This window comes from Ruminococcus flavefaciens, from assembly GCF_900119075.1.
In the GTDB taxonomy this organism is placed as follows: domain Bacteria; phylum Bacillota; class Clostridia; order Oscillospirales; family Ruminococcaceae; genus Ruminococcus; species Ruminococcus flavefaciens_Q.
In genome coordinates, this window is record NZ_FPIP01000002.1 from 316,852 (window position 1) to 337,608 (window position 20,757).

The following is a 20,757-nucleotide window of genomic DNA, read 5'->3' on the forward strand; positions in this document are numbered from 1 at the left end:
GCCGATATTCAGGCGGTTTCCTTATTTTCGGAGTTCGCTGGAATGCCGTATTTGCACTCCAAAATGCTTAAAAATCACACGATTTGCCCCCAAAATCACACGGGCTGTCACACGAAAAAAACTTTGAAAAGAGCGTGGAATGTGGTATCAAACTACCCCATTGGGAAAAAAATCACTCAAATGCTGACAATAAGACTCATACAGGCAGATTTTTATGGACTATCCTTAATTTTACCAATGATTATTTTGTTAAATCAAGTGCTTTTTGAATTAACTCTGTAAATTTCAAAGTGCAAAATTTGCACTTTGAAATAGATATTGAAGCTTAACATTATCCTTTGACAAGAAAAAGAACCAGATTTTAGTATTTATTTTGATTATTCAGAAATAATTTCTGAAATACAAGAATATAACTTGAATTCGCCATGTGTCTCCGTTCGAAAAGTATGAAGATGTATTATTGGTGGGCAAGGTAGGAGTCGAACCTACGATGTTTCTACGTTACGGATTTACAGTCCGCTGCAATCGCCACTATGCATACTTGCCCATGTGGGGGAATCGAAGAGAATTGAACTCTTATTTTCAGAGCCACAATCTGACGTCCTTCCATTAGACGACGACTACCTAGTGACGGATAGGGGGATCGAACCCGCTATTTAGAGATTGAAAGCCTCTTGTCCTGACCTGTTAGACGAATCCGCCATATATCGTCACTCATATTCGGGTGACGATTATTATTTTATCTATCGGCACATCAAACATATCCGCAAGTATAATCAGGTTGTCGATAGTTGGAACAGCGTCTCCACGTATCCACTTGAATATGGCTTGTGGTGTATTGAAACCGCAGCGAGCCTGTACATCGGATATTTTGAAACCTTTGGATTTTATGATATTCTTGATATTATTGCCTGTTGCTTTTACGTCGATTACCGGCATTATGAGCAACTCCTTTCCTTGTATTATGAAAACAAAAACACCGCCTGCTTGCATACAGACGGTTTTTATCATTTGTATGGATCACAACACAAAGAAAGTGTTCTCCGAAATGACTATCCACTATGTTCTGTACGCAGCACAATAAGAGCCTCTTCACTCTCGTGATAGAAACTTTCTTTATAGTGTTCACTGTACAGATAAACCATAGTAAACTGTTTCATTTCGGGTAACTCCTTTCGTAATTATTTTTGATACAGAGGTCGTCTTGTGACCGTTCCTGTTCTGACTTTACCTGTATTATATCATAGCTTTTGGGAAAAAGCAAGTAAACTACAGGTATATTAAAATGTTACGGCGCCATTTAAGTTAATTAATAAAACTTTTGCATCTATTGTTGCTATTATAACATTATCTATCTAGTAACAATCAAATAATAAAATTAATCAAGTATGTTAAAGGTATCTATTGTTATATTGATACGCTCTTTCGATATGTCTTTATCAACTTGAATTAATTGACGAATCATATCCTTGGAAATGACAGTATTAAACGGAATAGCACTAATTGACTTCTTATGGGATTCGGTCGCTTTAAGGTACTTTTTAGTAACAATAAGTATAAATAAAGACTAAGCTACAAGAAAATACAACTTAAAATTTCTTTCATCAGAAAATGTAACGTTTTTTTGCAATAGTTTATTTTGACTTTTATCGTTGTTATTGAAATTCTTATTTATAAAGTATACGATATTTATCTAGTAACCAATCAATGACATATTATTGCCTAAGTTCCATATATGATACTATAAATGTGATTTTTTGTTTGCCCCGGAAGCTAATTATAACAGCAGATATCTGATTAGAATTATCCAAAAAGCAACTACTTAATTAGAAAACGTTAATGTCAAAAAATCGATAAACTTTATTGCGTCATTATGTAAAGCAACGATTTCGTCAAATGTTTTCTCCAGTTGATAATCTAAAAAGTTTTCATGAACCATTTTGTTTCTTTCATTTCCTATATTTAAAAAAGCTCTTATATATTTTTTTAGCTCTTCATTATCATCAATTTTCTTTTTTACGCTTTCTTTAAATTCTGAACCAAAAAGCCCCAAAAAATTATTGATGTTTTTGCCATCCCACTGAAATAATGTATGATATTGTCTGTTTAGAGCTTTATTATTCAAAAAACAAACCACCCTTTCATCGTTTGATGTTTTAGTTACAAATTCCTGTATTATACCTGTAATTTTAGTTTCATAATAACTTGCACATGAAAGGAGTAGAATTTTTCGATAATGATTGCTTACATCAATTGATTCTGAAATCATCCCTTGAGACTTTAGAAATGATTCTAAATCCTGATAGTTTTCAATTAAAGTTTGGATAGAAGACTTCATAAACTGCCTCCTATTCAAACTTTAACAATGAAATCGCACGGCTTATTCTGTTGGTAACATTCGTTTTTGAAGCGACACTTCCTTGATTAGATGAAATAAATGAAACATCTTCTTTAAGGCTTTTTATGCTATCATTTACGATTTTCTTATCTATCAATTTTTTTATTTCAAAAAATGGCTTGGCTGTTGCCACAAAAACAGATTCAAACAGAGAGATAGAGAACTGCTTGGTTTTGGTGCAGAAAATGTCTTCATCTAAACAGGAACAACTTTCTAGAAATGAGTTAAATAAATCAAATAAATATTGAATAGTATCGTCTTTAAAATGATTAGCTTTTTTTGAGAAGGTGTTGAGAAATTTTCCCATCGGAGAACTGTATTCTTTGTATTCAAACAACATCGCAAAGGCACGTAATAATATTTCAATATCTTTAAAATGCATATCTTCATCTGTTTGACGAAGTAATCTGCGCCAGTCTGGCAAAATATTAATTTCAAAGAGTTTTCTATAAAAACTTGAATAATATAAACTCATTCTTATTTCTTGTGGCGATAAATTTTGCCCCCCTGTGTTAAGGCGGTTAAAAATTTCATATATAGCTGAATCATCATCTGGCTCATTTTGTTTAATAACAACAGATCGAATAGTTCTTAATATTTCAAAAGTATATTTATATTCATCCAATGTTTCGAATTTGAGTTTATCAAATTTATTTTTTTCCTTTTTAGTAAAAGAAGGAAGATTTAAAGAGAAATTTTTGAAATATTTATCATTACTTAGTATACTTGAATCAATTTTTGTATCACCGGTTAAATACTGCCTTAATATAGCTCGTCCCTCTTTGGTTGGAAATCGTTGTTTCATAAAAAAATAAATTGAAAGTAATCTTTGCTGTCCGTCAATTACATAAAAACTGTTTTTTCCCTGTTCATATAGGAAAACTTGAGGCACAGGCAGCCCGATAATTATTGATTCAATAAGTTTTGATGCTCTTTTTTCGTCCCAAACGTAATTCCTTTGAAATGGTGGCATTTTTATTACTCCATTATCAATCAAACTAAATATTGTAGAAATATTAAAGTCATTTGGAGTTGAGGTAATATCATATTCTGTCACTACCGGACCACTTCCTTCTTCATCTAATAAACCTTCATCATACCATTGCTCATTCATATTATTATCCTCCTTATAAATATTATTCTGATATATTGTGAGAATATATATTCAAAACCAAATTATTATTTACATAATCCGCAATATGGTCTTATATTTGTAATTCTTCTTCAAATTGCTTTAATAGCTGCATTTTAAGCGCCATTATTTTTTATGGATTTTTTTAATTCATTTAGTGTCTCGTTTATAGCAATATTTTTTAATTGGCATTCCCACACAACAACGACCTTCCATCCAAGTACTTGAAGCTCATTTTTCTTTCTGATGTCTCGCTGTTTATTTGTTTCAATTTTATTAACCCAGAACTCCGTGTTGGTTTTCGGCACAACAAAATAACGACAGCCTTCGTGACCGTGCCAGAAGCAGCCGTTCACAAAAATCACTGTCTTATACTTTGGTAACACAATATCGGGTGTCCCGGGAAGTCTTTTATCATTTTTTCTGTATCTGAAGCCCTGAGAGAAAAGATACTTGCGTACTATTTCTTCAGGTTTTGTATTCTTACCTTTGATACAGGACATATTATAACTTCGTGTTTCTTTATCATGTACGTCCATTTTTATACTCTTCTATGTATTTATCTGTTTGTATCATCAGCCAGAACATTCCTTCAAGAAGTTTGACTGGTATGCTGTTGCCAGCCATACGGATAATCTTATCTCTCGGGAAGAACCAGTCTCCTTTATGAAACTCAACATTCCGCTTCTTGATATTCTTGAAATCCTTGTCCCTGAACCCCATGAACAATAAGCATTCTCTTGGAGTGAGGTATCTGAATTTACTTCTGCCTTCGATACCACTTTCAAAGAACAAGTTGCCGGAATTAGGATTCCTGTCCTGCTTTGTAGTTATTGTTCGTATATATTTGATTTCAGGATTGAAAGAGCCATCAGAAAGAACTATCTGTGGATTTTCTTCCCATATTCTTCTCCTTGAGGGAGTATCGTTAGGCGTACATTCAATAGCTTCTTCCAGAAGCTTTTTGTCAGAGTAATCAGTTCTCAGTAACTTTTTGATACTCTTCCTCTTATAGAATTTACTTTTCTTATATGATGTTCTGACATCTTCTTTTTTTATTCCGTCAAAATATGCTTTCAGCTTCTCATGAAGCTCCTCGTCATCTCCGAAATAGACGCTTAACATCAGTAATCTTGGTCTGTTCTGAGGAAGCCCGAAGTCTGCGGCATTAAGCTCATAGTATTGACTGTGATAACCGAGTTTTTCAAGATCATTCATCCAGATGGTGAAATTTCCAAAATGTCGCTTGGAAAGTAACGTCGGGACATTCTCCATAAGAAGAAAACGAGGGAGCTTTTTATTATTATCCTTCATTTCCTGAAGAATTCTTCCGACTTGCCATAAAAGACTGGATCTGCTGTTAGAATCCTTATCTATGCCTTTATTATAACCGTGGAAAGCACCTACATTCGACAAGTCCTGACAAGGAAAGGAATAGGTCAGAATATCAATATTATCGGGCATTTCAGCGCCATCCAGCGAGCTGATATCCACAAAATTATTGCTTTTCCTTATTCCGGACAGTATATACCTCAGTGCTTCAACAGAATACGTTTTAAGCATACTGTAATCCATCGGCTGTTTACCATCATTGCTGAGGGTATAATCTTTCAGTATTTCAAGTATGTCAGGTTTCTCCATTTTTGCAATTTCTGTATCAAGGTCAGGAGAATTGTGTATTGCATCATATGCTACAAAGGCGTGGATATCCCATTCACAGGTAGCGAGCGTATTTATCTTGACGTTGAGATTTTCAAGTGCCCGTGCCTGACTACCGATTCCACTGAAAAATTCAACCAGATTATAGGTCTGATTCATTGCTTCTTTAGCAACCCTTCTGTTATCAATTTATCTTCAAGTCCGAGTGCTGTCTGTATTGCTTTTGTCACTCTGGACGGTACTTTACCCGATGAAGTAATCGGGACATCACCAGTTTTAGCCATTTCAACAAGCTGATTTATAGCGGTAAGCTCCTGGAAAGACGGTTTGATCCTGTGATCCTGAGCAATTTTTACAAGGCTCTGCCAATAATCCACACCACGGTTAACAATCTCCATGATATTTTGCAGGTTATTTTCCTCTTTTTTCTCAGTTTTCGCAGCCTGTTCGACTTCCTTGACTTCAGCTGAACTTACCAGTTCCTTCAGAAAATCGGCAGATGGTTTATACTCTATTGTATCACGAAAGCGTTCCCATGTCAAAAGTTTTTTGCAATATTCCGTAACAATGACACCATTGCTGTCACAAATGAAATCATTGGTCATTTTTGTGACGATTTCAATCTCACGCATAAAGGCAGGCGATAACATCTGTTTATCCCAGATCTTCATCCAGTCAAGTGAGAAACCTGAAGGAATAGATGATATGATCTTTGCTATTGAATAAGGAACTATATTCAGCTTATAACCACCTGTTTTATACCAGAAGCCAGTAGGGTTACGGGCAGAATCCTTATGTGATTCAAGATAATTATCGACGGATCTGTATATTATTGCGGCACAGATACATTTCTTGAAGTAGAATTCATTGAATGATTCTCTGTTTTTTCTGAAAGCTTCACTGATTTCAGTTCCGAAAGCCTTCATAGTCCAGTTTTTACCTCTTGATACGATATCAGGACGCAGAGAGAATACCGCTGTAATATACATTGCAAGCTGTTCTTTTGTTATAATCTGTGCTTTGGGGAATTTTGACATAAAGCGTTTCTGCTCATCTTTGGACAGCTTGACCTGTTCCTGCTTATATTTCTTTCTTGAACGCTCATAATACCAGCCTGTTGGAACAGCAGACTGTCCCGGAGGTGCAAGGAATCGCTTGGACATTTTCTCCATCTGAATATGGAACGGATCATTAGAGAAAAGGTCGGCTGCTGTAACCTTATTCTGGCTGTTGGCAAATTTAGCGATTGACTGCACCATTTCGTCATAGAAGCGTATACCGTTCTCATCTTCGGACTCACGATCATCAATTACAGTCAGCTTCATAGGAACATAAATGCCTTCAAGCTCAGTATTGGTTCTTTTGAGTACCGCTTCAGCAAGAGAAGCGGTAGTCTGACCGCCGTTGATAATCTGAAGGTCTACAACCCGTGTGATGTATAGCTGACCGTCAATCAGCTCGGTTTCAACGTCGGAAGCAGTTGTGGCTATGCCATTATTATATGTGAAGAACTTTGTAGGATCATTGTTTATAGTTCTCCTGATGCCGCTGTTAACGCTTTTTGAACCACCTGTACCGAGGAAGGCTCTTACATTACCTTCAAGCACACGACTTCCATGTTCTATGTATATATCTGCAAGCAACTTGCCCGGAATAATAGCTATATAGGCTTCATAGTCAAGATTATCACCGATATCACCCTTGATACAGGGGATACCTTTGTATCCATAATCTTCCTCAACATCAATAACGATAGGCTCATTATTGTTACTGTTTTCCATTTCATAGAAACGTTCAGGATACCAGAGAGCGATTTCGAGAGGTTTACCATTGAAATCTTCTTTTTTGATTTTTTTATTGGTTTTTGTCGTTTTTTTCTTCCCTCTGGTGTTCTTGATTGTTGTTTCCAGAAGATTTGTGCTTAGAAGCCTTGTATCAAGTTCTTTGTTGGTGAGAATATAGAATTTTACCTTTAGAATAAGCTCAGGATCATCACTATCTGCATTTATCCTTCTGCGGATATAGCTTGCAATTTTTAATACTTCATCAGAATCATCAAAGTATGAACTGATGTCACCATTACAAGCCTCATCAAGGAAGTAATACATCTTCCAGTATAGTTCATCCACTCTTGTTAAAGTTAGTTTATCTGTTTCCTTCGCATCCTGAAAGTCGCTGATAAGCAATATGAGGCTATGATCTGTCTCATCAAAGCAGTAGCCGTCAGCTCTCATCAACCTACCTCTTTTTCCCTTCTTGTCTCCCATACCTGTTCTTTCAGGTGAGTCAAGCTCATTGAAGTCCATCAGCAGATCAAAAGTGTGATTCAGGAACTCGTCTTCAGTATCTGTACCACTATGAGCAGAATCTGCTCTCAATGTTTCCAGAAATTCTTCCTTATACTCCTGATAATCCATAGCCTTCACTCCTTTCAGTCTTTGATTTCAAAATCCGTTATCTTATTAAGATCAATATCATATGTTGCTTTAAGTATAGCTTCAGGAACATCTCCGGGTATCAGCTTAGGGAAAGTATCGTTGACACGGAAATTCTTGCTGTATATCAGCTCAAAAACAAAATCATCATAATAGTTGTGGTATTCATATCCCTGTAATGCAACCTTTGACATAAACAGATCACGGTCATCGCTGTCAGAAAAACGATTACGGATATCAACGATAAGCTTATTCAGTGTGATGCCGTTATACTCTGTACTCATTTTCTCAAGAGCATATACAGCAAGTTCACCATCGTGTTCGCTGTCAAGCTGCTCCAGTGATGAAATATGTACGGTCAGTGAGCTTCTTCTTATCGTCTTTACTTCAGTCCATGTATCACCATAGGAAAAGTCCTTATGTGTCAGTTCCTGTCCGCTCCAGCTTCTTAGTGCTTCAGGTAATCCTATTCGTTTACTGAGCTGATCTCTCAGAAACAGAAGCTCTCCTATAAGCCCCATGATCTGTGCTTCATTCAGAAAATCCTTTTTGGATGATACGAACATTTTCTTCCATTGATGAAAACGCACTACAATAGCATTGTATCCGCCTTTCTCATCTGTCAGCTCTCTTGTCTGCTCTATAAGATCATCACAGAATGTATAGAACAATCCGCTTATCTCCTCGTCAGTAAGCGAAAAACGTATTGTTTTGTATTTCTGGTTATCATATTGATTGACTTCAATAGCAGATGTGCCTTTCACTTTACGAGGATTGAATGCTGACCGCAGTTCGATAGACTTACGCCCTTTTTCGTCAAGTCCTATGTATAATTCAAGGATATGGTCAGTATCAACTCTCGAATAGTATTCAGGTACTGAAAATGTATCAAATCGCTCTTTTAACGTCATTATTCTTCCTCCTCACTTTCAGCAAGGATATCATTGAGTTCAAACCAGTTATATGCCTTGTTTGCGCGATAAGTGGTGTATTCAAATACAGAAGCTCTGTCATTTTCAGGGAATCCGATAGCAAGACCAACCGAAGGTAGCCCCTCCATTTCTTTGTCAAGTCTTTCAAAGGCTATATGCTGGTTTTCCTGACCTTCAATATCAACAAAATAAATTATAAGTAAAGGTCTTCTGTTCTTGACGTATTTAAACCACGTTATTCCCGGATATGTGGATGTTTCTGAGAAATCCTTCTTCTTTTCTTTTTTATATTCAACTTTGAAGCGGGCTTTCGCAGCTTCCATTATTTCTTCCGCTGTCATATCGGGAGTATCAACTATTCCGGTCATACCATCTCCCGGACCGCCAAGCTTACCTCGGCGTCCGATGTTAAGACGATTTTCCTCTACAGAAGTGGAACAACCTCCACGGAATATGGTAGTTATCTCTTTGCCTGCAATCTCAATTCTTTTATCGCTCTTAGTTCCTTCAATTATTGCAATATCGAAGAATTCAAGACATGATTCGTCACAGTTGGTTATAAAGTTTGAAAGCTGAGACGGTCTGAAATGTCCGTTATACTTTGAAATTTCAAGTTTTGTAATGAGGTCAGAAATTTTTGATTTAGGAACATTCTGTATCATATACCTGCCTTTACCATGTGCTGTCTGCTGACGTTCAAAAGGCATCCCCTCAGAAACAAGCGTTTCAATGAATGTTTTTATTCTACGGTAATTCTTTTTCTGAAGCTCAGGATCGTAGACAAGATACGGGGTTTCAATAATATTACCGAAATAGCTATTAACGAGCGTTTCGTCTTTGGAGTTACGCATCTTGTTGGCAGCGGTGATCTGAAGATCATCAGCATCATTCTTTACTCTGATACCAAAGTCCCTCGGACGCATCTTGTTTTCATTCATAAGACGCATATCTGCCTTCAGTTCCTCGGTTGCTCTGGAGATTTCGGCGTACCATTCCGCAGAAGCCTTATGCGTCCAGATACGGAACAGATCTTCATAACCACGTCTGTAACCGAACCACCTTCCCATCTGCATCAGTACATCATATGTACAGGTATTACGATAGAAATAGCTGATAATAAGTCCTTCAAGAGTTAATCCTCTTGAAAGAGCAAGACCGCCGATGGCAATAACCCTTATACTTTCGTTTGCAGGATAAACGAGTTTATCTGTTCCTTTAGCACTGTTTACGACTTTTATCATTATAGGCTCAACGGCATTATACAGGCTGCCAACAATATCGTCCCACTCAAATTCTGTATCCGAAAAATGTGTTTCCCACAGAGAATGAATTCTTTTAAGAACAGGACTTTTTATTGATTCTTCAAAATCATGACTAAGATTGAACTTGATTTCTCTGTAAGCCTTCGTATGAATATCTTCAACTTCAGAACGGATATGCTTCTGAACTTTAACAAATCGGGACATATTGATAAGCATCGAACGATGCGTCTTTGTATCGCCACGCAAATCCCTGATAGCATTCACAATGTAGAAAGAATATATTGCATCTGTAAGACTGTCGGGAAGATCGCCCTGCCATTCCTTCTTGTGCTTGAAATAGAATGAATATCCGTCGCTCTCCTCAACACCTGCATCAGTGATGTATATAAGCTGAGAATGATATTCACCGTTTTCAGCAAATATCTTCTCAGGTCCGATATAGTTTGAGGGCGTAGGTAGAGATACTATAAAATCTTCCGGAAAAAGATCCTGATTCTCCATTTCTTCTGTCGTTTCCGGATCGATGAACACGTTAGCAAAAGGAGTAGCAGTAAATCCGATATAATTAGAACGGGTAAACAAATTAGCAAGATTTCTGATAAGGCGGTTGATTGTAGTCGGATCTTCCTTATCTTTACTTGTATTGATAGATGCGTTATCAGCTTCATCGTCAATCATAAGCATAGGTTGATCTATTTTACCTGTGAGCTTATCAGCATTAAGGTTCTGAAGCCATTTTGTGAGCTTATTAAGCACGTCCTTCTGCTTTTTGATGACAAAAACAACAGCGTTGAAATTGCGTAATGCAACAGCAATTTTATCGGAATTACCCGTAAAATCATTATTTCTTGAAGTGAGAGCTGTCGCAAAAATATCCTGATTATCTGTTCCGACGCCGACACGTCGACCTCCAGTTGACGGATCAGACATATCAATACCAATAAAACCTTCTTCAACACGCTCCTGTGTTTGTTTACGAAGGGATTCGATTGTACCTGTCAGAAGAATAAAAACCCTGAACCCTGCATCAGCAGCCTTACAGATAAGACCTATATATGTAGAAGTCTTACCAGACTGTACATCGCCGATAACAAGTCCTCTCCTGAGAATCGGGACATCTGTTTTGATGTTGGGATTCAGCAGGTAGTTCATAAGATCCTGATCAAGGGTTTCATTACCGAGTTTGCTGACAATATTCGGACTGAAATGCTTCTCGTCTATCAGATAATCCTTATACCTGAGCCAGAACTTCTGATCAAGCTCGTCTTTGATATCAGTATACCATTCTTCCTGATCATAGTCGTTCAGTATCTTACTGCCGGGTCTGGATTGGATCATATATCTGTATTTCAGGTCACGCTTGCAGGCTTCACGTTCTTCATCAGAACAGTCTACACTTACAATAGAAAGTGCCTGAGTAATAAGCTCATCTATCTTTTCATCTGTAAGCGTGTTGGCTATACCAGTAAGCTCTATCAGGTTACGTACCATTCCGACTATATTATTAACTCTTTCCTGATTTACCATTATAACGCTCCTTCAGTGTATCTTTCATTTCCGGGAAGTTACTGAACGGTTCTGACAGAAATAGTCTGTCTATAACGCCATTTACATCTGTGGCACCTGCACCAAGTGCAAATTTTATCATCAAATCAGCTTTCAATTCGACCTCGGCTTTTCTTTCGTCAGTTACTTCTTCATCTATAACATTCTGAGATTTATCAATATATATCTGCTGAAAAGGTATGTTACTCTCGATTTCTTCCAGAAGCATATCGAGGTAAGGGAGCGCATCCTCGTTGATTTTTTCCTTTATAAGGTCAAAAACCTTGGAATCACGGTTGATACGGTATGTAAACAGCCCCTCACGTAGACTTACACGATCCCATACATAGTCCATATCCTCGTCAACCTTTGCTACTCTGCCCCTGTAGGTCTGTTTTTGAACAGATCTGTCCATAGCATCATCAACAGCCTTGGTAAGACGTTTACGGATAGAGGGGGGGATAGTAGCACTCTGTTTCTTTATATCTATACCCCATATATCATCAAGAGTATTTGGAATATCAACCCTTATCCTGGCATACTTGGTAAGCTCATCACGATGTCTGTTGAACCATGTTCCCCATACAATAAGCCTTTCATTGCGATATATATAGAATCCCTGCTTGGAACGGTAATTCTCTATACCGCCAGAGCGTTTCTTGTCTTCAGGTGAAAGATCCTTCTGAAAAGGAAGAATATACGGCTGAACATATACAGCCTGATCTTTCCCATCAGAATCAGGAATCATGATTTTTATTTCTCTGCGGATATTGGTCTTGTTATGATTTTCAAGGAAGGGATCAAAACCTTCGAGCTGAAAATTATTTATCTTTATTCGGACAGCGGATTTATCATTTCTGTTAAGGAAACGATGAAAAATCAGCGAAAGATAATCCGATGTTTCTGTCATGTGTGTGCTGAGAGCGCCATAAACATTACCTGTTGATTTTTCCATCAGGTCAAAGTTCTCCCACAGCACAACGGTACCGCTGTCAAGATTATCCAGATAATCTGTAAAACGTATTTCGCTTATTTGTTTTGCGGCACACTCAACAACATACCAGTCACGTTTTTCTTCAATAACATCAAGATCCCAGATATATGCCGAAATCTTGCTATCTTTTTTACTTATTACTGTCAGTTTACGGCACTGAGAAAGAGACGCTGCCTTTAATCCGAGTCCGAATCTTCCGAGGTCGTCATCGGATCTGCCGTTCCTTTTGGCTTCACTGCCGTATTTCATAGCATCAAACAACTCTGCTTTTGTCATACCGTTTCCATTATCACATATTGCTACATAGCATTCTGAAGGATCTACAGGAAAATGAAGTATAACTTCATGAGCGTGAGCACTTATACTATTATCTATAATATCAGCTATGGCACTTTCAAACGAATAGCCCATTGCTCTCATTGATGTCATAAGAACGTCTGCTGTCGGTTTGTTCTCTCTGAGTCTGCTCATCTATGGATCACCTTACAATCATTTAGTATAGTTTTGTGTATAGTGATGTTTTTTTGTTATATCCAATTACATTATATCATAAATTGCGGTTCATTGCAATATTTTTGTAAAAATATTTCGAGCTATTTTCAATATTTTTGTATACAACAAACAAAACGCCCTGCCTAATAATTCAGAGCGTTTCATATTATTTAGCTTTATTCAACAAATAATGCTACCTAAGAACCAAATCAGAAAAAAATCTGCGAAATAAATGTCGACATTCATTTATGAAAAGCAGTTAAACATAGGGGCGTTTTGAACTACCTCAATATTTACGATGTTTGGAGCATAGTTTGTGTGGTATGTAGTAGCTTTTTAGTATACTAATCGTTCTATGATAAACTTAGATACTACACTTATGTTATTCAATTGAGAAATATGTTGCTTTAATAGCACCTGTAAATCAGTTATATTTGAAAAATCGTTTCCAATAACGGATATAATGGTATCTATATCGCCATCATATACTCCCATATCCTTCAACATTTTTTTGTTTGGAGCATTGATATAATATATGATTTCAATATTCTTTAAAAGCCTATCATGCAGAGTATCAATTAAATGAGGATATAGTTTATCACATTTCATAAAAAACTGGATTAGGCATACTTTACTATAGAAATCAAATTCTATAAAGCTATTCTTTAATCTGATAGTTTTATTTATTATTAGTGAAATATCAACATAAGGGTAGAAAGCTTTAGTTGCTTCTACCACGTCGTAGACAGATTGTCTTCTTAGATAAGTTAATCTATTTATTATAAATGTTTTTAGTTTGAAATCATATTTTTTATTTTCCAATATTTGCATTAAAATTCGAATTAATTCAAGTTTGCCTTTTGCATCGTTCTTATTAAGTTGGTTTAGTATATCAAGTAACTTTGATTTGTTTTGATCATATTTCTCAAGCAAATATTTTACCGTTGAAAAGCGATATTTTCTTGCGATTTGACTCTTATATTCATCATATGATATGTTAAGCCTTTGTAAAACTTGCGTAAACTCTGGATGCTGTGTATAATTTCCGAAATTAATATCCATATCTATACTTGTATCTGTTAATTCAAATTCAATTGATTTTAATGCTTGCTCCTTTTGATATGTTGGATCATTTGGGCTTTTAATGTAGTGAGCTATCCCCAAAAAGTGTTGATACAATCGACCGGTTCGACCAACTAAATTATAAAAATCAAAAGCGTCAAATACTTGTCTGTAACTTCGATTTGGCTTTGAAATAATAATGTTTTGAGCAGTTGTATTAACTCCCTCCAATAAAGTTGATGTGCAAATTAATCTGGTGTAATGCGAATTATCATCGTTAAACAAAGAAAGTTCCAACATTCTGATTCCTAACGGTAGTTGTCCATGATGAACCAGAAACCCTTTTTCAAGCGCCTTAATAATAGACCACTCAGGATGAATCTCTCTTTTTCCCCATGAAATAAAATCGGCAAGAATTTTATTACTGTTTGATGCAGTCCCTGTATTATACAAAGTAGTACCACTGATATATTTATCTATTTCTATAACAGTAGGAAAATATATAAGAGTATTTTCGTTTTGAGGTATAGTCTTGAGTACTTTATCGACATATTTTAATCTATCTTCTTCGCTAATAATATCATACGTAATTACGTCATTAACCACAGGTGAATAATTAGTTGAATAGAATATTGGTGTATCTTGGAGTTTGTCAAGGTTTTCAATGCCACTTATAAATGGAGCCAATAATACATATTTACTACTTATTTTAACCATGTTATAATACGCTATATTTAGAATTAAAATACGGTCGTTTGATGTATCCTTCTGTAGCTTATATACTTCGTCAATTACAAGAAAATCAACAATAGGAAATATGGATATTACATTTTCATCAATAACTCTATCATGCGTAACGATAAAAATATTCTTTTTTGAAAAATCATATTTCTTATCAGGATCAATTGAAAGATGAATATTATATTCTGAAAATTGGCTTTTATATTTCTTTATAATTTTTTGCTTGTATTCATCAATTAGCGCTAATGTCGGAACAACCATAACAACCGTATGTGGTTTATATCGACATATATATTCAAAAACAATAAAAGTTTTTCCAAAACTTGTTGGTGCGCTAAAAACCAGACCTTTATTTTTTTCTATCAATGATAGAACTTTTCTTTGTTCTGGATGCAATGAAATATCTTCATCTAAAGCTGAAGATGCAAAAGCATTATATACAAGAGAATCAAAAGAATAGTTACGCGAATACATCGTCAAGCCTAATGCAAACAATGAATCTGCGTTATTATTTGTAAATGCCGTTTTATCATTACTATTATTTATCTCTCGAATATAATTTTCACGATAGATCTGTATGTCATCAATTGATGAAGAAAGATTTGTATTCGCCATTCTTTTTCACCACCTTTTTCATGATTGTATCCATCATTTTCGATTTGTCTATTATTGGAAGTGAAATAAACAAATATTCAGTATCAAGACAGAAGAATTTATTTCTTGTGATTTTTGAATTCAATAGTTTAAGATAATTTTCAATAGTTTCTCCGTTCGACTTTTTTCCGTGTGCTATAAAAGCAGGAACGCATATTTTTGTAATATTTGCCTCCTTTATAAAGTCTTCAAAAGAAATGCATACTGCTGTATGTTCACTGAAAGCCTCAGTAAAAACAGAGGATAAATTATAGTTTTCGTTTGAAAGAACAAGTTTATATTCTTCGGATATTTGCTGCTCATATTCTTGGAATGAACGATTGATCAATGTAATAGCAGATGAAATAGTTTTGCAGACTTTTGATTCTCCAAATAAAATCATATTTTTTTTAGGATCATAGAATAATGCATCTATTCCAAAAACACTCATATTCCTATCGGTTGTACATCGAAATTTCGGTATTATACATTGAACGTTATAATACTTTGTAAGTAGTAAATGAAAAATATATTCTCCTATCTTTCCAATTTTATCCTTTTGCAACAGTGTTTCTCCGTTTTGGTCTATAAAGGTGTATTCCTGACCTAACACATCTAAAACCTCATTTGATACATTATTATATGTGAGTAATTCTAAATCCTTATTTAAAAAGGTACTGAGTGTAGAATATAATTTTTTGTAGTGAATCTTGTTGGGAACAAATTCTATTGGAGTTAAAGTATTTGCATAGTTAAGTAGGTTATCTTCGCTTAAAATATAATCTGCAAAACCATTCATAAATGCTTTTGCATCATCAAAATTTGCATATACAAATGCACTTGATATTGAATCTTGATATACTGTGAACTGATCAAAACTTTTGGTAATCATTTAACCCCTTCTTTTTGGTAGCTACAATCATCCTATTAATATCTAACGGGTATTTCTGATTGGGAAATTGAAATACTTGATGTGTCATAATCATGTAATCTGAAATAAGTATTTAAACCAAGCTCAGTCAACTGTTGTTGCATAGTAGGTGCATAACAACACGACTTAAAAATCGTTTTATCTTTAAATGTCACATCACAATGTGGCTGCAAAATTCCGTTCTTGTTACAATAATTTATTTTTTCGGATTTGTATATTGAATTATCTTCGTTTGTCGAATAATTGAGTACAAGACGAATCTCTTTTTCATGACTGAAGCATTGTTTTTTCATTAACAATGAGAGTTGGAATGCCGAGTCTATCAATTCCTTGCATTGTTGAGATACAGATAATTCTTTATTTTCTGCAGCCTTCATTATCATGTTCTCAATTATGTTCTCTTTATTTTTATCATCATATATAACTTTCAAAACCGAAATATTATTCATCTGATTTAGATTTGAGAAGTCAAATCCTAAACTATAACCCTCATATTTCCCGTTTTTTAGATAGTAATTCCACATTGGAAGAGAGTCTCTGTTTTCTGAGAAACAAGCCACAAATAAACGTGAAGGATTTTTATCTATACTTAGTTTACAAGCTTCATTATAAAATTTTTCATTGATTTTGCCGATATCATACAATCGTTTTAATTGACATTGAAATATTGCTGGAAATTCCTCGCCCTCAGAAGTATCGTTTAAAAAACGATAATCTGTAAATCGTATTTTAACACCATTTTCCAAAATTATAAGCGGAAGAACATCAGCAGAAGTATAATGATACATTTCCCCAGAATACTTATATTGTAATTCTGGGAAATTCTTATATACATCTTTCATTACAACTGATAAGACAGTTGATAAAGATGATAACATCACTTCCATTCCTGACGGTATTTTACCCATTCTACCCCTCTTTTCATATGTGTTTGATATTTTTATTGCGTTTTTATGGAGTGTTTTCGATTTCACGCACATAGGTGATGAATTTGCTGATTGTCCATATCCTCTCCTGTCTATCCCTTGGATAAGATGCTATATATGGCTTAGGAACAACTAAAATTACCTTTTCGGCTTCCATTTCGTCCATCTGAGCAGTTGAGATGCCTTGTTGTAAAGTGCAGAGATATTTATTCTTCCCACGCAACCTGTCAGCTTCATTTATGACTTGTCTCCAACGATCCTTACAGGTCGTTTTTGCCGCCAGTGATATTATCTTATCTGTCGGGAAATCAGCATTGTGGTAATCTGCTTGTGATGGGAATATAAAATCAGGCTTTTTATTGCCTTCGGTTATAGCCTGAGCAGTAAATCTTATATCATTACCTGAAAAAAGTGCAGCAAGATGATGTTCAAGACTTTTTCCAGCTCTGCTTTTTCTTCGGTTCAATACAGCATTCGCTGTTGAAATAAACTTCTCAACAGACGAAAAACCATGCGTTATCATATCACCATAACGTGCATACTCTAATGCTCTGAACAGCCGATACTCCGTTTCTGTCCAATCTATAAGCTTTTTATCGGGATTGCTGATAATAAAATCTTCATGATCGTAAACAATGTTTTGTATATCACGAGCAGCCCTTGACATCTCCTCGGAAGTTGGGAAGTCAACAGAAAGTCCATTTATAAACTTAGTCATTTCTGATTCTTCACGCTTTTCAGGTGCAACAAATGATATGTCTATCATTTTGTTTGTATCAGCTGGGCTGAGTCCAAAAGCGTCAAGGAACTGATTAATCTCATCATCCGAATTAAGAATAAAGCCTGTATATGATTCTTCATCCTGCTTAGTAAATACAAATAAAGCCCCTGTATATTCTGGTCTTAGAAATTGGAAGCCTCTGCCGAAGTTGGTGATACGATACTCATTTCTTGTGCCTTGTCCATAGTAGATAAATCTTGACCTTGTTTCAGATCCGTCAAACCATGAGATATTTGCCCATTTTTCTTTATTCGCACCTTTAATACCAGGTTCATCAAAAAGGATCGGAATGGCAGGCTTTGAAATATATATTCCAGCCTGATGACCGCCCGTTAAACCTGTATCATTAGCGGATAAAAACTTACAGAATGATTTTTGAGCAGAAAGAACGGATTGTATTGCTTGAATTGCTGTATTTTCCATAGAACACCTCAGTTTGTCTTATTACTGCTATCGAGTTTTTTAAGTTTTTTTACTATAAGACCTGCAACATCGGTTATCAAGGGAACAACAACTGAGTTACCAAATTGTTTATATGCCTGTGTATCTGATACTGGTATCTTAAAGGAATCTGGAAATCCTTGAAGTCTTGCACATTCTCTTGGTGTAAGCTTTCTCGGATTTTTTCCCTTTTGTTGAATCAAAACTTCCGAGCCATCCTTATAGTATCTTGCACTCAAGGTCCTTGAAACTCCATCTACAGGAGCAATGCCATAACCAAAACCGTTACCTGCTGCCTTATGCTTTGCAGCATAGTTCTGTAAATATACCCATAATTTGTCAGATAAAGTATACTTTGTATCAACAGATGAATCAAGAATGTCTTTAATAACAGGCTTGGGCGAAACAGGAGTGAGAGCAAACTTGAAATCAATGTCATGTCCATACCGTTTTCTATCAAACCCGACTATAATTATTCGCTCTCTATGCTGAGGAACATAATTCTGCCCATCAAGAACACTGTAAAAAACATCATAATCAAGTTCGTCCAATGATTCAAGAATAACCTTGAAAGTATGCCCTCTATCATGACTGCACAGGTTTTTGACATTTTCCAGCATAAAAGCTTTAGGGCGTTTTTCTTTAATTATTCTGCATACATCAAAGAAAAGTGTTCCCTGAGTTTTGTCCTCAAAACCTGTTGCTCTGCCTAAGCTGTTCTTTTTTGATACTCCAGCTATTGAAAACGGCTGACAAGGAAAACCGGCTACAAGAATATCATGATCTGGAATATCAGCAGCATTTACTTTAGTAATATCTCCGTCAGGTTGTTCACCAAAATTAGCGAAATAAGTCTGCTGACAGTATTTATTCCATTCATTGGAGTATACACAGTGTCCGCCGTTCTTCTCAAACGCTAAACGCATACCGCCAATTCCGGCAAAAAGGTCAATAAAGGTAAAATCAGATTTCACTTTCATCTCCCTCCTCTGTTTATCAAGCATCTGGATTATTGCGAAAGAAACGCTTTCTTGTACAGAGATGCCGGCACTTTCCGTATAATCGGTAAGTGCTTCATATACAGAATCATCTATTCTTAAATGCACTTGCTTAGACATAATCAGTCACCTCAGGGAAAAATAATATACCATTACTTTCCCTATTATACCATTTAAAGCCGAAAAAGTCAATCCTAACAAATCAGAGATTTTTACTCATAAGTGGAGCTTGGGTAAGAAAAACTCTTTCAGATATTGACTATCATGAATATGTTCTCATCGAAAAGTTTTTGCATAAAAAAGCTTGACTGTGATAACAAGAAAAAGGCAATCCCACTAAGGTGGATAAATTCCGCAATGATCGTTATTTATTAATCGAATATATATTATTATTCGACTCAATCCATAAAATTTAGTAAACCTTTGAAGCAGTGCATAGCATAAGAAAAACTACTTCGTAGTTTTTTATTATAGAAAATCTTAAAGTAATCAAAACTTTTATTGAATAATCATTCCCTTATTCCAGCACAGGCAGTAACAAGGGTAGCTATCTTGTTTAATTTAATCTTATTAATTGTAATGAATGAAATTACAATTTTGAGTTTGGCTCAGTAAGAACAATCACCATTGACGGTGAACCGTGGCTTGTAGGTAAAGATGTAGCTGAGATACTTGGCTATAATGAGCCTCATAAAGTAATTGCAAGACACGTTGATATCGATGACGGGATGAAACATCCCATCATCGATTCTATAGGAAGGAAACAGCAGTATAGAATAGTTTATGATAAGGCTCTCACAGTTTCGGTTGTGAGAGCTTTTTGTGAACTAAAATATGGTCGGATTTCGTAAAAGCATGTTTTAGTTGACAGATTTTTAAAAGTACATTGACTTTTTCACAAACATGTATAATTATTGTAAACCTGCGCATTATACTGCAGTATAGCGAAACTAAAACTGCGTATTATCCTGCTTTTGATAGAATTTAAATCTGCGTATTATCCAAAGAGGTGCTGTTATGATACTGAAACGTAAAATGTATGACAAGCTGCTGACTCTGAAAAACGAGCTGAACGGTACAAAAGCCTTTCTTATCGAAGGTGCAAGGCGTATCGGTAAGTCAACGATATGCGAGGAATTCGGCAAGAATGAGTACAAAAGCTATATCCTCATAGACTTCGCCAAGTGCCCCGATGAAGTGAAGAACTATTTCGTGAAACACATGAGCGATCTTGATACCTTCTTCATGTTGCTATCCACATACTACGGTGTGAAGCTGTATGAGCGTGAGTCGCTTATCATCTTTGATGAGGTGCAGATGTAGGCGAGTGCTATGTCATCCACCCACGGAATCTCAGTTTCAAAGATGATATTATCTGCATACCGCCTTATATGA

The 20,757-nt window shown here is 35.7% G+C and carries 16 protein-coding genes and 3 tRNA genes; 2 read left to right on the forward strand and 17 right to left on the reverse strand.

Annotated features, from left to right (window positions below):
* Positions 1-461 precede the first annotated feature (461 nt).
* The 17 genes from BT105_RS04245 to dcm all read right to left on the reverse strand — a co-directional run bounded on the left by BT105_RS04245 (position 462) and on the right by dcm (position 19,482).
* Positions 462-547: transfer RNA gene (locus BT105_RS04245), tRNA-Tyr, on the reverse strand.
* A 3-nt stretch (positions 548-550) separates the two neighbouring features.
* A tRNA-His gene (locus BT105_RS04250) sits at positions 551-624 on the reverse strand.
* A 4-nt stretch (positions 625-628) separates the two neighbouring features.
* A tRNA-Glu gene (locus BT105_RS04255) sits at positions 629-702 on the reverse strand.
* 12 nt (positions 703-714) lie between these two features.
* Complete coding sequence (locus BT105_RS04260; protein WP_072299723.1) at positions 715-939, reverse strand: helix-turn-helix domain-containing protein; 225 nt, start codon at positions 937-939, stop codon at positions 715-717.
* An 883-nt stretch (positions 940-1,822) separates the two neighbouring features.
* Entirely contained in the window at positions 1,823-2,338 is a 516-nt protein-coding gene (locus BT105_RS04265) for a HEPN domain-containing protein (RefSeq protein ID WP_072299582.1), read from the reverse strand.
* Positions 2,339-2,348: 10 nt separating this feature from the next.
* On the reverse strand, positions 2,349-3,512 hold the full coding sequence (locus BT105_RS04270; protein ID WP_072299583.1) for a GmrSD restriction endonuclease domain-containing protein: 1,164 nt from the start codon (positions 3,510-3,512) through the stop codon (positions 2,349-2,351).
* A 134-nt stretch (positions 3,513-3,646) separates the two neighbouring features.
* A complete protein-coding gene (locus BT105_RS04275; protein WP_072299584.1) occupies positions 3,647-4,069 on the reverse strand; it encodes a very short patch repair endonuclease in 423 nt (140 codons plus the stop codon).
* The gene (locus tag BT105_RS04280) at positions 4,056-5,348 is read right to left on the reverse strand and encodes a DNA cytosine methyltransferase (RefSeq protein ID WP_072299585.1); all 1,293 of its coding nucleotides are present in this window, start codon (positions 5,346-5,348) and stop codon (positions 4,056-4,058) included. Before BT105_RS04280 ends, BT105_RS04275 begins: the two co-directional genes overlap by 14 nt.
* Positions 5,345-7,606 (reverse strand): AIPR family protein, encoded by a 2,262-nt coding sequence (locus BT105_RS04285; RefSeq protein WP_072299586.1) that lies wholly within the window; start codon positions 7,604-7,606, stop codon positions 5,345-5,347. Before BT105_RS04285 ends, BT105_RS04280 begins: the two co-directional genes overlap by 4 nt.
* A 14-nt stretch (positions 7,607-7,620) precedes the next feature.
* Positions 7,621-8,535, reverse strand: coding sequence for a PD-(D/E)XK motif protein (locus BT105_RS04290; RefSeq protein WP_072299587.1), 915 nt, complete (start codon positions 8,533-8,535; stop codon positions 7,621-7,623).
* Positions 8,535-11,345, reverse strand: a complete 2,811-nt coding sequence (locus BT105_RS04295; protein WP_072299588.1) for a Z1 domain-containing protein — start codon at positions 11,343-11,345, stop codon at positions 8,535-8,537. The genes BT105_RS04290 and BT105_RS04295 overlap by 1 nt, the downstream gene beginning before the upstream one ends.
* Positions 11,323-12,828: an ATP-binding protein gene (locus BT105_RS04300; protein WP_072299589.1), complete on the reverse strand. Its 1,506-nt coding sequence runs from the start codon at positions 12,826-12,828 to the stop codon at positions 11,323-11,325. Before BT105_RS04300 ends, BT105_RS04295 begins: the two co-directional genes overlap by 23 nt.
* Before the next feature lie 357 nt (positions 12,829-13,185).
* Positions 13,186-15,267: a DEAD/DEAH box helicase gene (locus BT105_RS04305; RefSeq protein ID WP_072299590.1), complete on the reverse strand. Its 2,082-nt coding sequence runs from the start codon at positions 15,265-15,267 to the stop codon at positions 13,186-13,188.
* Positions 15,236-16,177, reverse strand: a complete 942-nt coding sequence (locus BT105_RS04310; RefSeq protein WP_072299591.1) for a Hachiman antiphage defense system protein HamA — start codon at positions 16,175-16,177, stop codon at positions 15,236-15,238. Before BT105_RS04310 ends, BT105_RS04305 begins: the two co-directional genes overlap by 32 nt.
* A 35-nt stretch (positions 16,178-16,212) precedes the next feature.
* A complete protein-coding gene (locus BT105_RS04315; protein ID WP_177243924.1) occupies positions 16,213-17,124 on the reverse strand; it encodes a DUF2971 domain-containing protein in 912 nt (303 codons plus the stop codon).
* Positions 17,125-17,167: 43 nt separating this feature from the next.
* Positions 17,168-18,346, reverse strand: coding sequence for a type II restriction endonuclease (locus BT105_RS04320; RefSeq protein WP_072299593.1), 1,179 nt, complete (start codon positions 18,344-18,346; stop codon positions 17,168-17,170).
* Positions 18,347-18,354: 8 nt separating this feature from the next.
* Entirely contained in the window at positions 18,355-19,482 is a 1,128-nt protein-coding gene (gene dcm, locus BT105_RS04325) for a DNA (cytosine-5-)-methyltransferase (RefSeq protein ID WP_072299594.1), read from the reverse strand.
* Between the two features lie 500 nt (positions 19,483-19,982).
* Between dcm and BT105_RS14635 the strand changes: the two genes are divergently transcribed.
* Positions 19,983-20,213, forward strand: coding sequence for a BRO-N domain-containing protein (locus BT105_RS14635; protein WP_081367784.1), 231 nt, complete (start codon positions 19,983-19,985; stop codon positions 20,211-20,213).
* Between the two features lie 166 nt (positions 20,214-20,379).
* Positions 20,380-20,685 (forward strand): AAA family ATPase, encoded by a 306-nt coding sequence (locus BT105_RS04335; RefSeq protein ID WP_081367785.1) that lies wholly within the window; start codon positions 20,380-20,382, stop codon positions 20,683-20,685.
* The last annotated feature ends 72 nt before the right edge of the window (positions 20,686-20,757 follow it).

Excerpts from the sequence above, each read along its gene's own strand:
- BT105_RS04260 (WP_072299723.1), bottom strand. The coding sequence starts at position 939 with ATGCCGGTAATCGACGTAAAAGCAACAGGCAATAATATCAAGAATATC.
- BT105_RS04265 (WP_072299582.1), bottom strand. The coding sequence starts at position 2,338 with ATGAAGTCTTCTATCCAAACTTTAATTGAAAACTATCAGGATTTAGAA.
- BT105_RS04270 (WP_072299583.1), bottom strand. The coding sequence starts at position 3,512 with ATGAATGAGCAATGGTATGATGAAGGTTTATTAGATGAAGAAGGAAGT.
- BT105_RS04275 (WP_072299584.1), bottom strand. The coding sequence starts at position 4,069 with ATGGACGTACATGATAAAGAAACACGAAGTTATAATATGTCCTGTATC.
- BT105_RS04280 (WP_072299585.1), bottom strand. The coding sequence starts at position 5,348 with ATGAATCAGACCTATAATCTGGTTGAATTTTTCAGTGGAATCGGTAGT.
- BT105_RS04285 (WP_072299586.1), bottom strand. The coding sequence starts at position 7,606 with ATGGATTATCAGGAGTATAAGGAAGAATTTCTGGAAACATTGAGAGCA.
- BT105_RS04290 (WP_072299587.1), bottom strand. The coding sequence starts at position 8,535 with ATGACGTTAAAAGAGCGATTTGATACATTTTCAGTACCTGAATACTAT.
- BT105_RS04295 (WP_072299588.1), bottom strand. The coding sequence starts at position 11,345 with ATGGTAAATCAGGAAAGAGTTAATAATATAGTCGGAATGGTACGTAAC.
- BT105_RS04300 (WP_072299589.1), bottom strand. The coding sequence starts at position 12,828 with ATGAGCAGACTCAGAGAGAACAAACCGACAGCAGACGTTCTTATGACA.
- BT105_RS04305 (WP_072299590.1), bottom strand. The coding sequence starts at position 15,267 with ATGGCGAATACAAATCTTTCTTCATCAATTGATGACATACAGATCTAT.
- BT105_RS04310 (WP_072299591.1), bottom strand. The coding sequence starts at position 16,177 with ATGATTACCAAAAGTTTTGATCAGTTCACAGTATATCAAGATTCAATA.
- BT105_RS04315 (WP_177243924.1), bottom strand. The coding sequence starts at position 17,124 with ATGGGTAAAATACCGTCAGGAATGGAAGTGATGTTATCATCTTTATCA.
- BT105_RS04320 (WP_072299593.1), bottom strand. The coding sequence starts at position 18,346 with ATGGAAAATACAGCAATTCAAGCAATACAATCCGTTCTTTCTGCTCAA.
- dcm (WP_072299594.1), bottom strand. The coding sequence starts at position 19,482 with ATGTCTAAGCAAGTGCATTTAAGAATAGATGATTCTGTATATGAAGCA.
- BT105_RS04335 (WP_081367785.1), top strand. The coding sequence starts at position 20,380 with ATGATACTGAAACGTAAAATGTATGACAAGCTGCTGACTCTGAAAAAC.